At 36.0% G+C, this 16,365-nt stretch carries 6 protein-coding genes; 4 read left to right on the top strand and 2 right to left on the bottom strand.

Annotation, left to right across the window (positions count from 1 at the left end):
- Positions 1 to 481 precede the first annotated feature (481 nt).
- From B7R65_RS09720 to B7R65_RS09710, 3 genes are read left to right on the top strand one after another with little or no spacing between them, the layout of a single operon-like run.
- Positions 482 to 1,921: a spore germination protein gene (locus tag B7R65_RS09720; RefSeq protein WP_088042561.1), complete on the top strand. Its 1,440-nt coding sequence runs from the start codon at positions 482 to 484 to the stop codon at positions 1,919 to 1,921.
- Positions 1,918 to 3,015 carry a GerAB/ArcD/ProY family transporter gene (locus B7R65_RS09715; RefSeq protein WP_088042560.1) on the top strand — a complete coding sequence of 366 codons (1,098 nt, stop codon included), beginning with the start codon at positions 1,918 to 1,920 and terminating at the stop codon, positions 3,013 to 3,015. Before B7R65_RS09720 ends, B7R65_RS09715 begins: the two co-directional genes overlap by 4 nt.
- On the top strand, positions 3,012 to 4,145 hold the full coding sequence (locus tag B7R65_RS09710; RefSeq protein WP_088042559.1) for a Ger(x)C family spore germination protein: 1,134 nt from the start codon (positions 3,012 to 3,014) through the stop codon (positions 4,143 to 4,145). The genes B7R65_RS09715 and B7R65_RS09710 overlap by 4 nt, the downstream gene beginning before the upstream one ends.
- A gap of 197 nt (positions 4,146 to 4,342) precedes the next feature.
- Here the strand turns inward: B7R65_RS09710 and B7R65_RS09705 are convergent, their stop codons facing one another.
- The gene (locus B7R65_RS09705) at positions 4,343 to 5,230 is read right to left on the bottom strand and encodes a LysR family transcriptional regulator (protein ID WP_218780414.1); all 888 of its coding nucleotides are present in this window, start codon (positions 5,228 to 5,230) and stop codon (positions 4,343 to 4,345) included.
- Positions 5,231 to 5,554: 324 nt separating this feature from the next.
- On the opposite strand from B7R65_RS09705, the gene B7R65_RS09700 reads away from it, so the two are divergent.
- A complete protein-coding gene (locus tag B7R65_RS09700) occupies positions 5,555 to 6,775 on the top strand; it encodes a helix-turn-helix domain-containing protein (protein ID WP_088042557.1) in 1,221 nt (406 codons plus the stop codon).
- A 323-nt stretch (positions 6,776 to 7,098) separates the two neighbouring features.
- Here the strand turns inward: B7R65_RS09700 and B7R65_RS09695 are convergent, their stop codons facing one another.
- On the bottom strand, positions 7,099 to 15,843 hold the full coding sequence (locus B7R65_RS09695; RefSeq protein WP_088042556.1) for an Ig-like domain-containing protein: 8,745 nt from the start codon (positions 15,841 to 15,843) through the stop codon (positions 7,099 to 7,101).
- Between the last annotated feature and the right edge of the window lie 522 nt (positions 15,844 to 16,365).

Genomic DNA, 16,365 nt, shown 5'->3' with positions numbered 1-16,365 from the left:
CTTATTCAATTAAACTTCCATTTCGTATTATAGGATAGCCAGATATTTCTGGTTGATCTTTTTTTATTAGGTTTTATGATTACAGGAGCCAGGGTAGAACGACAATTCATCGTTGTTCAACAAACGCACACGTTAGTTCAATAAGCGTTTAAATTTATTAATTAATTGTCCAATTATTATCGGCAATCTATAACCTGATATCTTTATTAGCACTGGTTATAGATGCATATTTTGTCATTTTTATATTCTCGAGGCATTATTTATAACTGCAAATCTGTGAGCACAGTCTATATTTAAGTTTAGTTCAAGCGCATTGTGCAAATTTTTTACATTTTTTCGTTCCTCCACAATTCGAATCCTATTGTCTTTGTGAATTATTTGAGTTAAAAACTAGCTGTTCATTAGTTGACATTGAAACAGAATAAGAAAAAGTAATGAGGGCAAAATAGGATAAACTTTCCTGTTTTGGAGGATCAATTTAATGAAAGCTGACCTATTAATTGAAAAAAATGAGAAATCGCTTAGAGGAATGTTATTCAATAGTTCAGACTTCAAATTTAGTGATTTCGAGGTCGGTGACCGCCGTTATCGGCTATTTTATTTGGAAACAATGATTGAGTCTGCATCAGTACAAGACCATATTATCCGCCCATTGCTTACTAATATTAATGGAAGTGTTCGGGAAGCGGTCTCTATTCTCGATTACCGCGAAACTGATCTTCTTTCAGATGCTTCTAAAGCGCTAGTGGAAGGGAAAACTGTTGTTCAAATAAATGGTGAAGCGAAGTTCTATTTACTAGGTACCGAACTAACTAAAGAACGATCAGTAAATATTCCTATGAATGAACGTGTGCTACGTGGATCCCACGAAGCATTGAACGAAAACATTAATACGAATCTTAATATGATGCGTAAGTTGATTGAGACACCTGATTTAGTCGTAAAGTCTTATCAAATTGGTCGAAGATCGAATACACAAGTCGCCATACTTTATCTAAATTCTCTTGCAAATGAAGTTGTTTTAGCTGAATTTGACCGTAGAATTTCTAGCATCGATATCGATTATGTTGATGCACCAGGTTTTCTCCAAGAATTAATTGATGACAAAAAATTCAAATTATTTCCAAAAATACTCGTAACTGAAAGACCAGACCGTATAAACTCGTATCTTATGGATGGGAAAATTGCAATTTTGACAGACGGTTCACCAGATTGCCTAATAGTTCCAGTTTCGTTTTGGGCATTCTTCCAAAGTCCTGATGATTACCAAATCGGCTGGTTGATTGGGAGTGCTATAAGGTTTCTTAGGATTCTTTCTTTTATTATTGCTATTAGTTTACCTGGAATGTATGTGGCTCTTGTCACTTTCGATCCCCGCATTGTTCCATTCGAAATTGCGCTGACACTCCAAAGCTCTATGCAATATATCGCGCTACCACCGATTCTTGAAGCCGTAACAATGCTAGTGGTACTCGAAATATTACGCGAGGCAACTGTCCGCCTCCCTAGTCCAATTGCCCAAACAATCGGAGTAGTTGGTGGTATCGTTATCGGTACAGTAGTTGTACAGGCTAATTTAATTTCTAATATGATGGTAATTGTAGTAGCTCTTACAGGAATTGCATCTTTTAATATTCCATCTTACGAAATGAGTAGTGCTGCCCGAATGTTAACATACCCGTTCATTATCATGGCTTCTATTTTTGGATTAATCGGACTAGAAATTTCGTTCATCTTATTGCTAACACACTTAGCACGACTGGACACGATGGGTATTCCTTACTTTTACACTTGGTTTACTGGAGATACGATTAAGGATACACTTTTCCGATTTCCAATAAGAAGTTTGAAAAAACGTCCGTTGGAAAGCATGGCAAAGGACGATATTCGAATAAAAAGTCCAAGGAGGGGTACTGAATGATTCACTTGAAAAAGATTTCAATAAATCAACTAATGTGCCTTGTTGTTCTTACTCAAGTGGGTGTTAGTGTTTTATCGATTCCTTACGCAGAATCCCGTAGAGCAGGTCATGACTCTTGGATGTCTATTTTGATTGGCGGAATAATCGCGCAAGTTGTTATCATAATTATCTATCAACTTGGAAAACGATATCCCGATCGTTCAATGCAACAATACATATTCTCTATCATTGGAAAACCATTAGGTTCGGTTATGAATCTTTTTTTTGCATTATACTGTGCTCAATCTAGTTTAATGGTAGTCATTTCTTATTCCGATGTACTTAATCGATGGGTGTTATTTCAAACACCTTGGTTTGTGCTAATCGGAGTGTCGCTCGTTTTAACAGCTTTTATCGCTTCTTCTACGCTACGCTCCATTTCTACAATCACACAATCGATATTGAGTATGTTTTTGATTTGTGTTGTGATTATTTTAATTAGTGGAATTGGGAAAGGAGACTTGCGTAATTTTATGCCTATTGGAACACATGGTATTGGATCAATTATAAAGGATTCGATACCTGCCTTTTGGGCATACGCTGGTTACGAGCTTCTTTTGTATGTTTTTCCATTCGTAAAATGCAATAAAAAGAAAGATATTTTAATTGCTATGTCAATAGCCAATGGATTAACAACTTTATTTTACCTAATAATAACATTTATAGTGACTTACAATTTCAGCGAAAATCAATTAAATACCATTACAGAACCAATGGTATTTATTCTTCGTAAATTCAGATGGCCAGTCGTTCAAAGCCTGGATATTATATTTATGACAATTTGGCTGTCAGTAACTACGGTAACTGCATATGTTTATTTGTTTTTGTCCGCACGTTATTTTGCATTTGTTGGAGGAAAAGAAATTCGGAATCATTCGCGTATGGTTTGGATTTTAGCAATTTTATGTTTTATTGTTGGAATTTGGTTCCAAGACCGTCAATTACTATTCAAATTCTCAGAATACCATAACAAATCTACAATGATTATGATTGCAATCGTTCCAACAATCTTTCTATTAATTTCTTATGTACGAGAAAAGGTGGCTAAAGAATGAAAAAAGCTTTAATTCTTCTGTTGCTTTTGCCACTTTTGACAGGATGTTGGGATCGATTGCAGTTACGTAAACTTAATTTAGTAGATATAGCAGCTTTTGACTTAAACGAGGAGAACGGTGAGGTCGAACTCCATTATATCGTTACGAAACTCAAAAGTTCTGGTCAAGGCTCAGGAGATGCAACTTCGCAGGTAACTAAACTTAAAGGGCCAAGTTTAGTAGAAACGATTGGTCAAGGACAATACACCGATCAAGCTCCCTTTTTAGGGATTACTACGGGAACATATATGTTAAGTGAGAGTTTCGCTTCACATGATCCTGTTTCATCACTTGATTTTTTACTCAAAACTCCCTATTCGTCTATCAATATCCCCGTAGTCGTATTTGAAGGAAACTTAACTAAGTTTTTGGAAACTGTACCGAAAGAAAATAGTGAGTTTACTGAAAATCTGTACGATTTTAATAAGGCCTTAGAAAAGAACAATATCATTCCCAACATTTCGATGATGAATTTCATTCTATCACGAGAAGAACCGTTGGAAGATACCGCTCTCCCAGTTATGAAACAGTCCGATTTGGGAGTGGAATTAAGTGGCGCACTATTATTCCGACAAGGTTTAAATACGGGAACTAAATTAAACAAAGAAAAAGTTCAAATGATGATGTTAATGAAAGGTAAGGGAGCAGGAAGGCAAAGATATACCGGAAACTTATCAGACAATAGTAAAAAACAACCATTTTCAGATAAAACAGACCAAATTAATTACGCCTATTCTGTAAAAAGTGAGGATACAAAAATAACATTTACTTCCAGACCAAACAAATTACCGAAAGCAAAATTGAATGTCAAATTAGAAATTAATAGTTACGATCTTGGAATAGCATCACATAAGTATAAGCCTGATTATGTAAATCACATGGAAAAAGAACTAAGTAAGCATTTGGAAGATTTGGCGGTAGCAACGATTGAAACAATGCAAAAAGCCAATTGTGACATTCTCGGTATCGGCAAGGAGTTAAAGGCTCATCATCCGGACATTTGGAAGTCTTTGAATTGGCGTAAAGACTATCCGAGCATGAAGATAGAACCGAGGTTTAAAGTACAAATTATTAATTCAGATACAGAATAGGATTTTATCGCTAATTCCAAGAGTTTATCACACTTTGTGGCTCTGATTTTTTTCATGATTTTTGCAATAGTATCTTTGTGTCCCGATACAAAAAAAACCAAGAACTAAATTGTTCTTGGTTTTTTCAGTGTGCAGTTTAAAGCTTTGTTTTAGGCAAAAAAAGCTAGTGCGTTTAAACTTACTGATTCACTATTTTTTTAAATACTTCTTTTAAAATGAACTAAAAATTCTTCAATAAATCTCTTTGCTACTTCCGATAAACCCTTTGATCCAAAATAAACAAGCCAAAAATCCACTTCGAAATATTTTTCTCCCTCTTTTAATGGAATAACTTTTATTTCTTCACTCAAAACAATAGATCGATTTTTTATAGAAAACTCATGAAGAAATAAAATAGCTTCACTCTCTTTTACTAACTGAAAAAGCAAACTACTTCTGTTTGAAGTTGTAATGATCTGGTTAAAATATAATTTCGTAATTCTTTGTATTCTTTTATAATCTGAATTTTTGTATATAACCAATTTTGTATTTTCTAAATCTTTCGGGGTTACATAGTCATGAAAATAAAATGGCGAATTTTTACCAACAGCTATACATACATGTCCCTTATGAATATGTTCATACTGAATATTTTTTTCTTTTTTCAATTCTCCTAGAGTTGCAGGGATTAATGCAAAATCATAATTTTCCTTATTGAAATTTTGAATTATAAATGAAGGATTTTCTTCTACCAATTCTAATTTAACATCACTGTGTTCAGAATTAAATTTAACCATTGTCTCTTGGAGCAAAAAAGAAAAAGTGGGAGCAGTTAATATTTTTAAATAGCTTAAATTATTGTTTTTATATTCTTGAATTTCTTTGTTAAGTTCCTTAAGTGTATTTAGTAATGTAATTGCTTTGGCAATGACAATTTTCCCTTCAAATGTAGGAGTAACTCCTTGTTTTGAACGGTTAAAAATTTTTATACCAAGCTCATTTTCTAACTGTGTAATCGATTGACTAATACCTGATGGAGAAATAAATAATTTTTCAGCGGCTTTAGTTATTGACATTTCGTTCGCTACATTTACAATATATTCCATTTGTTCGAAATTCATCATTTCACCTCAGTTTTAATCAACCCTCACTAAATATGACTTTTAAAAAAAATTGTCATCTAGCTTTAGTTTCCATAGCTGTAATATTGATTATACATTAAATGAGTATCCTTTATTAATACAGAAAATTTGAACTTCTTATTAAGTATTACTTCACATGATACTCATATTTTCTAAATGTACTTAATTTGTTTGAAAATGTAGAATTTTATTAGGTGTAAAAGAAAAGTTATATTTCATTAATTGAGAACTGAGTTATCTAAACTATCATGAAAATAGAGAAAGTACTTTTCAAAGGAGAGATTAGTTATGTATGAAGGTAGAATAATAAAGTATTATCGTTTAAAGTACAAACTTTCTCAAGAGCAATTAGGTAAAGGAATCTGTTCAGTTACACATATTAGTAAACTAGAACGGAATCAAACCGAGTATTCATCTGAAATTATTAATTTATTATCTGAGCGATTAGGAATAAATATGGAGTTAGAAGTAAAAAATCTTTTAAATATTAAACAACGTTTATTTCATTGGCATGATGTTATGATAAACGAATTATCAGAAAGCATCGAATTAATTAACAATGAACTAGAAGATGAAAAATTATTACAAATCTCAGATAATTTTAATTTGTATCAACTTCTTCGGGTAAGGTATCTCCTACTTCATAAGAAGGCCAAAGAAGCGTTTAAAATTATCGGAAAAATCGAAAAAATTGAAAATAAATTAACGACTTATGAAAGCAATCTTTTAAAACATGTATTAGGTATTTATTATTTAGAAAGACAAGATTACATTAAAGCAATTCAAACTTTAAAGGTCATAGATAGTCAGTCGTATAATAATCCTGAATATTATTATCACTTAGCAATTGCGTATCATACTATACAATCTCCTGTCTTAGCATATTATTATGCTGAAAAATCCCATCAATTTTTCAAAGAAATTAATAGCTATCTTAGGGTAATTGATGCAGAATTAATTATGATTATTCAAGTTAAAAATGATGGAGATTTTAGAGAAACAATTAAAAAATATGAAAATTTAATTAAAAGTTGTGAAATATGTAATGCACCTGATCGAAAGTCAAAAGTGTTACATAATTTAGCTTATGAACACTACCGAAGAAAAAATTATGAACAAGCAAGTAAATACTATAATGATTCTATGTCGTTCAAGAATCCTGATACTTCTCCCTATTTACTTTCTTTAGAAGGTTATATTCGTAGCTCCTACGATGGGAAGCTTATTTCAAATGATGAACTAATACGATTTGCAGAAGATGGATTAAAAATTGCAATTCGTAATAGTGAATTGTTATTTATCCATTTATTTAAATTGCTCCTTTATTTATTAAAATCAAAAGTAGAAGAATACCATAAATATTTATTCAGTAAAGCCTTACCTATGTATAATGAATATGGTTTCATTTTTTTAATTCAACGTTCTAAAAAAGAATTATTTAATTATTATACAGAGAAGAACTTAAATGATAAAGCATTGGAAATGGCTGAATTATTTATCAATAGTTAAATTTTTGGCTCTGTTAATAAGGATTGTTGATTTATCGATTGTCTTCTTTATGTCAGCCTGATTATAAAAAAAAGAAGCCGTTATTTATATATCAATAAAATACATTAACCGAACAAATTTTTAAATAAAAGTAATAAAAAAGGGACAGTCCTTTAAGTCAGTTTAACTAACTTAGAGAACTGTCTCTTTTAATATTTGATTATTCTTCTATATGTTTATTAATCCAAAGACCAATGTCTACATAAACAAAATTAAAAAGTGCTTTAATTGGCATAAAAAAACCCCATTTCAAATTTAATTTGAAATGAGGTTTTGAGAAGTAGTTATTTGATAATTAGTGAACGAGTTACCGCTGCACTTTTGTTTCCAGCTTTATCGATGGCATATAAAGTAATATTATTTTTACCCTTACTTACCTTTGATAATTTTACTGTAAACGTTCCTTTACTTGTTACTTTTACATTTGCCACTACTTTATTACCAATTTTCACAGTAATTGTAGAATAAGCTTCAGCAGTACCTGTAATTTGAATTTCATTCTTATTTTTTAAGATGATCTTTGAAATCTTCGGTCCATTTGGTGCTGTTTTGTCTTGTACTTTGACTTTTGTACTAGTACTTACATTACCAGATAGATCACTAGCCGTGACTGATAATTCTGTTCCTGCTTTTTGATGATTAATTTTGATACTAAATAATCCTTTTGAATCGGCTTTTCCTGTTGCAACTAATGTACCTTTGTTTTTCACTATAATCGTTGCATTAGCTTCTGTTATTCCAGTAATTTTTGTATCATTGTCATCAATTAAATGAATAATTGGTGCATTTGGTGCTGTACGATCTAGTACTGTAATTGATGCTTCACTTTGATTTCCAGCTTCATCCGTAGCAATTACTGTTAATACAGTTCCTGCTTTTTGCGTTGCAATTTCTAAACTAAAATTGCCTTCTGCATTTGCTTTTCCTGTTCCAGCTACAACACCATGATTTTTCACAACTACTGTTGCATTCGCTTCGGTTTTACCAGAGATCGTTTTATCATTGTCATCAATTGTATTAATTATTGGCGCTTTTGGTGCTGTGTGATCTAATACTGTAATTGATGTTGCTTCACTTTGATTTCCTGCTGCATCCGTAGCAATTACTGTTAATACTGCTCCTGCTTTTTGTGGAGTAATATTTAAACTGTAGTTGCCTTCTGCATTTGCTTTTCCTGATGCAACTTCAACACCGTTGTTTTTCACAACTACTGTTGCATTCGCAACTGTCTTACCAGAAATCGTTGTATCATTGTCATCGATTGTATTAATAATTGGTCGATTTAGCGACCATTTCGCGTATATCGATACGTTGTTTGTAACTTTATCTGTCGCAAAATTCCAAGCAAATTGTCCTGCCACATCTTTATACCAACCAAAGAATGTGTAACCAGGTCTTGTTGGTGCTGTCGGAGCTGAGATCACAGTATCGTAGTTTGCCGTTTTATTAGATACTGTACTTCCACCATTGCTATTAAATGTAACTGTATAAGAGTTGATACTCCACTTCGCATATAACACTGTATTTTCTGTTACTTTATCTGTTGCAAAATTCCATGCAGTTCGACCTGCTGCATCCTTATACCATCCAAGGAAAGTATAACCTGTTCTTATTGGTGTCTGAGCTGTAATTGTCGTATTATAATCTGCTGTCGTATTAAATACGAAACCAAAATCTTGTAAATCGAAGATTACTGTAAATTTATGAACTGACCATTTTCCGTAAAGTGTTCTTGCAGAATAAATTGAGTTTGTGAAATCCCAAGGAATTGTACAAGCCTCATCTGCGAACCAAGTTAAATCATAACCATAAGCAACTGGTTCTGTGATTCTGCGTACAACGATTAGGTCTTTTGTTGCAGCTTTGACCACTGTAGGAGCATCACTTGGAAGTACGAAATGTATATTATTTCCATTCACTACTTTTTGGGTAACTGTCGCATCAGCATAATCCGTTGCCTTGATAAGAATCATGTAATCTCTTACTCTTGTAAACAGGCTCTTATCTAGTGTAATCGTACGGTTAACTGTATCTACATTGACCTTTGTTTTGTCTACCGTAATACCGTTTATCGCGATACTACTAATTGCTTTTGCCCAGTCATTATCACTGAACTCAAGTGCCATATTGTTCCCTAAAGCATTATCTGTTGTATCTGGTGTTACAACAGAACCAGCCAACGCATATTTAGCATAAAGGGTGATTGGTTTTGTGACGATGTTTGTAAAATCATACGGTGTTGTTAAGTTTTGATCACTATACCAACCGTAGAACTTAAAGCCAACTTTTGCTGGTTCCGTTGGTTTTGTCGCACTTCTGTCTACAATTTGAGCTGGAACAGGATCTCCGCCATTTGATTCAAACGTTACCGTATAACCAATGACTTGATCGCTAACAATTGCATCTTGATACCCTTCCGAAACAATCGTCACATTGACCTTTTGTCCAATTGTGAAGAGGTTACGGTTAAGAATGATACTTTTATCTGTCATCGTGTAATCTGTATTTAAGACTAATGTTTTCGAACCAATTTTCACTTCTTTTATGTTGTTTTTCCATATCCCGTCATCTGTGAACGGTAACGTAATATCACTACCTACAATGTTTCCGATTGTATCTTTTGAAACGGTAGGTGGTACTTTTATCCAACCTAGATAGTAGATTGCATTATCTGTTAAAAGAATCGGACCATCTGTAATCGCCGACTTCTTGTCGCTTGAACCAGCAGCGTCCAAGTAGAGGTACGGACCAGCTGTCAGACTACCTTTTGTAACATGCGATGGAACATTTGACATCGTTGGCGCTGACGCTTTTGTATTCACAAGCTGATCAGCCAAGAAAGAGTCATTTGACGTTTTTAATGTTCCGCCGTTCAAGTCAATATGACGTCTGTATCCAAGTTTAATATCAGGGATCGTCACTGTTTCGCCTGTTGTCGCGGTTAATGTAACCTTATACCCCTTGATATTTCCTAAATTTGCGATTGTTGGCATCTCACTAAAGGCAAACTTTTCTCCTAATGTCGTTTGTCCCGCTTGAACAGCTTGATCATGCGTAGCGGTTGTAAACGAAAGAATACCGGTATTGTTTGCCCCAGCCGTCAATTTATAGGTACTTGAGTCTAATGTATAAGTCGTTGCGTTTGTGTCTGTTGAGCCATCATTGTTCATCTTATAGTAAGTGGCTTCAATTTTTGAAATGTTAGTCTTGTCTGTTAACCAAGGAATAGTGGTTACATAATCTGGGATGGTGATTTTTAAATCGCCTTCTCCAAGTACCCAACCGTTTCCGCTTACTGATAAACTTCCGTCGAATTTCGGCCCATTTGAGTTGTCTGCGTCAACAAGAGAATAGTTTTGAGTTGCATTCATTTGCCATTTTGCATAGACAGTTTGGTCTGTGCTTACATTATTTCCTGGTTGCCACTGAGTCGTACCTGCTTGATCAGTAAACCAACCAATTAAGACATATCCAGGTCTAGTTGTAGCAGGGTTTTTAAATCCACCAATTATCGCCTGGTTCGCTAAAACATCACCATTTATTTTGGTGCTTGCTGGTTTGTATCCAATCGCTATCGGGCTAACTGGCGCACCACCTTGCGTATCAAATGTTATGCCATATCCAACTGCTTGTGCAGCACTTCCATTTGAATCCACACCAACGGATTTAGTTGGGTAAATCGTATTATCCGCCCCAATCGAACTGATATCAAACTTATATAGCTGTGGTAACCAGTTGGTTCCACCAGGTTTGATCACTGATGTAGGACCAACAGGAGATGCATCTGTTTTAAATAAATCAGCCTTAAAGGTAATTTGTCCAGGTACGCTGATATCGTAATATTGTTGCGGAACATCCACAAGTGCGGAATTCAACGTTTTCACTTTAATGTTGTTGATTCCTTGACGCCAATTTGCATCCTCTGGGAAGGTAAACGTTAAATCCTTACCTAAATGCGCTTTTGCCGGGTCGGTTACCAATGGAATCGTAGGAGTCGGAATTGGTACCGCTGACACGGTAAAGGTATTTGTTACATTTTGATAGCCAGTCGCCTTAATCGTCACGGTGTAATTCGTAGTCGTAGTTGCCGTGAATAATGAACCAGGTAACGTAATTTTAGAAGGCATTGTCTGCGCTGCTCCAAGTTGATCAGCATACTGATAACCTGGTGAGATCGTAACGCTACTTGTTACATCTGTCGAACCTAGCATGACTTGTGTAATTGCTTTTCTCCACAACTGATCATCAACGAATACAGTACTTTGCGGAATCAAGGAAATCGTTGAACCATTTTGTAATTCCTGTAATTTCGGAATCGTTGTTTCAAATGTTTTTTGCGCTGGACCTGCAAAATTAAGGGCCGCTTTTACTTCTTTTAACCCATCTCCAGCGTGTAATTGTACACCATTCACCATCGTGTCCGCTGTAAGCGTCTCTTGTGGATTTGCTACTGTTAATCCAGCATCGATGGCACTTTGGTTTTTTGCTCCAAAGTTTTTGAAGATGAAATAGAAATCATTGTAGTCGATTCCCCAACCGGATGGGTTTGTGGTTGGAATCCAATAAATATCGTTATTTCGGTTTACTGGATCATTCAACCATGCTTTTTTTGCGGTCGGATTTGCCTGTCCATTATAAGTTGACCAAGCATTCGCTTCAGCCGTCAAATCTTTCATATCAATGACGTTATCGCCATTCACATCTCCACCTAATAGAATTGGGAAAAGACCTGGAAGATCCTTGATGGTACCTGAATTATATCCATATTTATTTTCACCAATGACAGGTGTTTTTGCGTAACCCTTGAAATGTCCTGGAACACTTGCTTCAACCGAATATGGTTTATCACTTACATCCATCGTCACGGCATAATAAGGATTGATAAACGTATAGGCCATTGTATTATTAAATGACGTAGGGTTGTCCGTTGTAAACGATTTACCTTCGTCGTTTCTAACTGTTACCTTCGCTCCTGAATCCACTGTGAACTGAGGATAGTTATTGTTTATGTTGTTTCTTGCGAAAGATTCCGCCGCCACACGACCTCGAAGTACAGAGATGGACTGACGTACATTAGGTGTATTCGTTGGGAACCATGCTACTTTCGTATCCTCACCTGACAACGTTAAATTCGCTTTTAAGAAGATGAATGGAAATGGCCCCACAATTGGGTCCGGGCTCGAAAAAGTAACATCTGCTTCAATAATATTCATATCATGGTCTAGAACTGGAACATTTCCAGATATGGTTACATCCGTGTTTTGACCAACTTGATAAACCGGATGTTTATATGGTTGACCAACCGTTAGCGCATGATCAACAGCATCTTGGCTCATCCCTTTACGAAGGAGATAATTTTTATATTCATCCGTTAGTCGGATATTGCTAAATTTATATACGCCTTGATCATTCAGCGTAATTGTAGCACCATTCATGCCGATTCCATACTTTGTTGCAATCGTCGCTTTAAACGGCTTATTGCTATCAACAACCAATTTATCATCATTCCCTGGGCCTGCATCTACTCCATTCGATGAGGTTAACGTTAAATATGGAGTACCCTTTTTGATGAAATAATAAGTCTCTTTTTTCGTATCATAATCTTCTTCACCCGAGTAGTCGACTGGATTAATAATAAATTCACTACCCATTTTGTTCGCTACATCCTCAGCTGTGACACCAAAGTGGAAGCGACCTTTTTCATCTGTATTAAAGATTACAGTTGGATTATAACTATCTTGGTAGCCGAAAACATGGTTCAATCCTTGGTCAACAGGGACTGGTGTTACCCCGTCATTCGGACTTGGAACGGACGTTTCGCTATTATTTTTCATGACATCAATGTTCGAATCATAGACAGTACCATAAAACCCTTTAATTTCTTGTCCTGGTAGGTACCCTGCTGTATCAATCTCATAAATACCGCCCTTTGAATCATTGTCCATCTTCATCGTTGGCGGTGTACCGTCAACATAGACTGTGTCTTCTGCTGTATAGCGTTTTCCTATTTTGTCCGTCGCAATCATCTCAAGAGAGTAAGCGCCTTCTGGTAAAACGGCTAATTTACTTGAGATTCCGGACTGGTCATACGTTCCATCATAGTCTTTCGTAAACGGAAGATATCCTCCATTAAAAAGGGTGATGATCGGACCGTAGTGAATACCTGGGGTAAAGTTGCTGCCGCTTCGTAACGTGTTCGTAACCCCTATATACTTTCCATCTTTGTCTTTTAAAACAACATAGATGTTTTCCATTTCGTTATTCACCGAGAACGAATAGGCTGATAGATTACCCACTGGTGTAGCTTTTATATTAACTTTAAACGAATCAATACCTTTTTCTGCTACCGTAATCGTAAATGGAATGCGATACGTTTCGCTTGCATCCGCCGCATTGACAACATTGATATACCCTTCATAGGTACCATCTAATGCGTTCGACGGAACGGTGATGGTCGCCGTTGTTTTTTCTGTACTATTTCCACCTACATTAATCGATGTTACTTTCGAACCACCAACTGAAAAATCAACTTTCACATCATTTCCAGTTCCAGGTCCTACTTTATTCGATTGCGCAAATTTCGTTGAAAGAAACTGTGTACTCACCTTAAAGGTTTTACTGCTATTTCCTTGGTTGACAATGTTGAAGTCTTTCGACGAAACGACATCATCCGTTCCGTTTGTTGCACCGTCACCACGGCCTTTATAACCAAAGAAGATGCTTCCCGTGATTTGATCAATTTGTGTTAACGCATTTGATCCATCAAGTGTCGTTGCTTTGTCTACTACTTGGACTTTTACATCCGTTTTAATTGCTTTTACAGGATCAATACGACCTGCACCGACTTGATAGATGCTATACGTTTTCGAATCTGTATTCACATCTTTTGCAGTATTCATCAAAGCTGTTTTCACGTCTGCTGGCGTGTAATCTGGATGAGCCGCAATGACAAGTGCGATTGCGCCTGTTGTATGAGGTGCCGCCATCGATGTACCTGACATGGATTGGTACGCAGAATCATAGTTGTGAGTTGCCTTGTCTTGTGATTCCCATATATCATAAGGAGCCGTTGACATGATATCTACACCAGGTGCGATCACATCTGGTTTAATCGTCCAATCTTTTACAGGACCTGTTGAACTGAAGCTTGCTAGTTCATCGCCATCTTTCTTGATTGATGTATCAAGAGTTGTTGGAAATGTAACAGTCGCATTGTCTGGGTCTGCTTTAATCGCGTTCGATAGCGCAGAACCTTGTGCTTGCGTCAAGGAAATCGAATACACATTATCTTGGCTTACACCTAAGAAGTTTGGGATATATCCTTGTGTTTCCGTATCGTCTTGATTATCCCAAATGATCATCGCTTTTACGCCTGCATTATGAGCATTTGCCATTTTCGTTTGCAAAAACTCTCCACCACGATGGACAAGTACGATCTTCCCTTTTACATCTTTTTCTTGGAAATCCGTTGCACTACCTAAACCAACATCTACGATTGGTAATGTTTGTCCTTTTAGCGCATCATCGGCATCTACAAAACTTTTACCGAATAAACGAGATTGGTAAGACGAATTTCCGTTTTTAATCGTCATCACAGGTATTTCTTCTGGTATCGTACTTGCCCCAACCGTAATCGCTAGTGGTGACGTTCCTGGTGAACCAACTGTTGCAACACCCGGACCACTGTTACCTGCTGAAACCGAACATGTCACACCCGCTAAAGTAGCGTTTGTGATCGCAATACTTGTCGGGTACAATGGGTCGTTTTGATTTGCCCCTAAAGAAAGATTGATGACATCCATATGATCTATTACGGCTTGGTCAATCCCTTTTAAAACGGAATCTGATAAACCAGAACCGCCTGGCCCTAATACACGATAGCCGTGAAGCTCCACATCTGGCGCCATTCCATTTGCTGAATACACGCCGTTATTATTCGTTGTGTTGGCTGCAATCGTCCCCGAAACATGCGTTCCGTGAGATGTGATATAGTGTTTGTAATCTGCTGGAGCCGGCACATCGACAGGACTTGGATTTGAATTATCCTTCGCTTTCACCCAATCCGGATAAATCGTTTCCATTGGGTCATGGTCATCATTTAAAACGATATTTCCTTGCGCATCCAGCGTAGGATTGGCAAAGTCATGCCCTTCATAAAGATTCCCATTCGCATCATGTGTCACCTTGTATAGATCTGGATGATTATAGTCAATCCCCGTATCTAATACACCGACTTTTACTTTTTGACCCATGCGAGGTCCTTTTTTAATAATACCAGTGTACCCCTCAGCTTGAAGTTTATCGACTCCCATTAATGACAGTCCACCTGTTGGCTTACCAACAGAACCTGGTTCTGAAGTCTGTGATGCGTTTCCAGATTCAGACACCGTATATTCCACTACTGGCCAAACGGAAGCGACCTCAGGGTTTTCCGCTAATTTTGCCACTTGATTTCCTGGAAGCGTTAACGCTACCCCATTAAAGGCATCGGTGTATTGTGTTGTGATACTCATCTTCGTTTCCACTTGCTTCCCACCGACGATTTGTGTTTTCGCCTGCTTATTCACAAAGCTTTGAAATGCGGTGTGAGCATCTTTCACTTTTTGCTGTGCTGCTGTATATTCCGACGCAAATGCTTGCGTGTTCGCTGTTGCCATACCTTTTTCAAGAGAATTTTTAATGATTTGGATCTTCGCTGGATCTGTTTTAAATTGAACAATGACTTGAATGTTCGATTTTTTCGTTAAGTCTTTTTGGCCCACACGGATTTTATTCGCGATATCCGCACCCGTTAATTTATTAATGTTCTCTTTTTGCTCAGAGGTAAGACCCGCAAGAATTCGGTTTACTTCATCTGCATTAAACTTTCCACTAGATGCAGCTTGCTGATTTTGTTTCACTTCAGCGTGTGCGAGTGTTGAACTATAAGGTAATGCAACATTTAAAAGCATTGCACTCATCGCAGAAATCGATAAAATTCTTCTTGTTTGTTTCATTCTTAGACTCATAAACTCTTTTCTGACCTTCATGATTTCCCCCCTAGAAGAGCATAATGAAAGATTTAATCATTTGCTCAAACAATATTTAGATTTTCGTTTAAATTTTATAAATATTTACAATATTTAAACGTTAATTTAATATTACTTGAGTCTACATTTTTCGTGTATTGGGGAAATATCGCACTTTTTCACTCGACTTTTGTCGACAAAATTGGTTAAATATAGCATTTAAATTTGGCATATATTTTTACAAATCCAGATCTATCGCTTGAAAAGAGGAAGTTTGAATAATGAAATAAAATCAAATATCCATTAGAGATTGGGGTAATATAAAAGATTTGATAAAAAGTGTCAGAATTTTAAGATAAAGTTATTTTCTCACATCTAAATATTATGATTTTTTAATCTTAGATCCATGTTTAAATTTAATAAACACAAAAAAACAGACAATCCGACCTTTGGATTGACTGTTTTTCACACTCTAGTTTCTTCCTTTATCAAATTTCTAAAAAACTAGTTGTTATTATATTATTTCAGGGAACTCAATTCATT

It is taken from the genome of Bacillus sp. EAC, assembly GCF_002156875.1.
GTDB lineage: Bacteria > Bacillota > Bacilli > Bacillales > Bacillaceae_G > Gottfriedia.
This window is presented reverse-complemented; position numbering and strand designations above follow the sequence as displayed.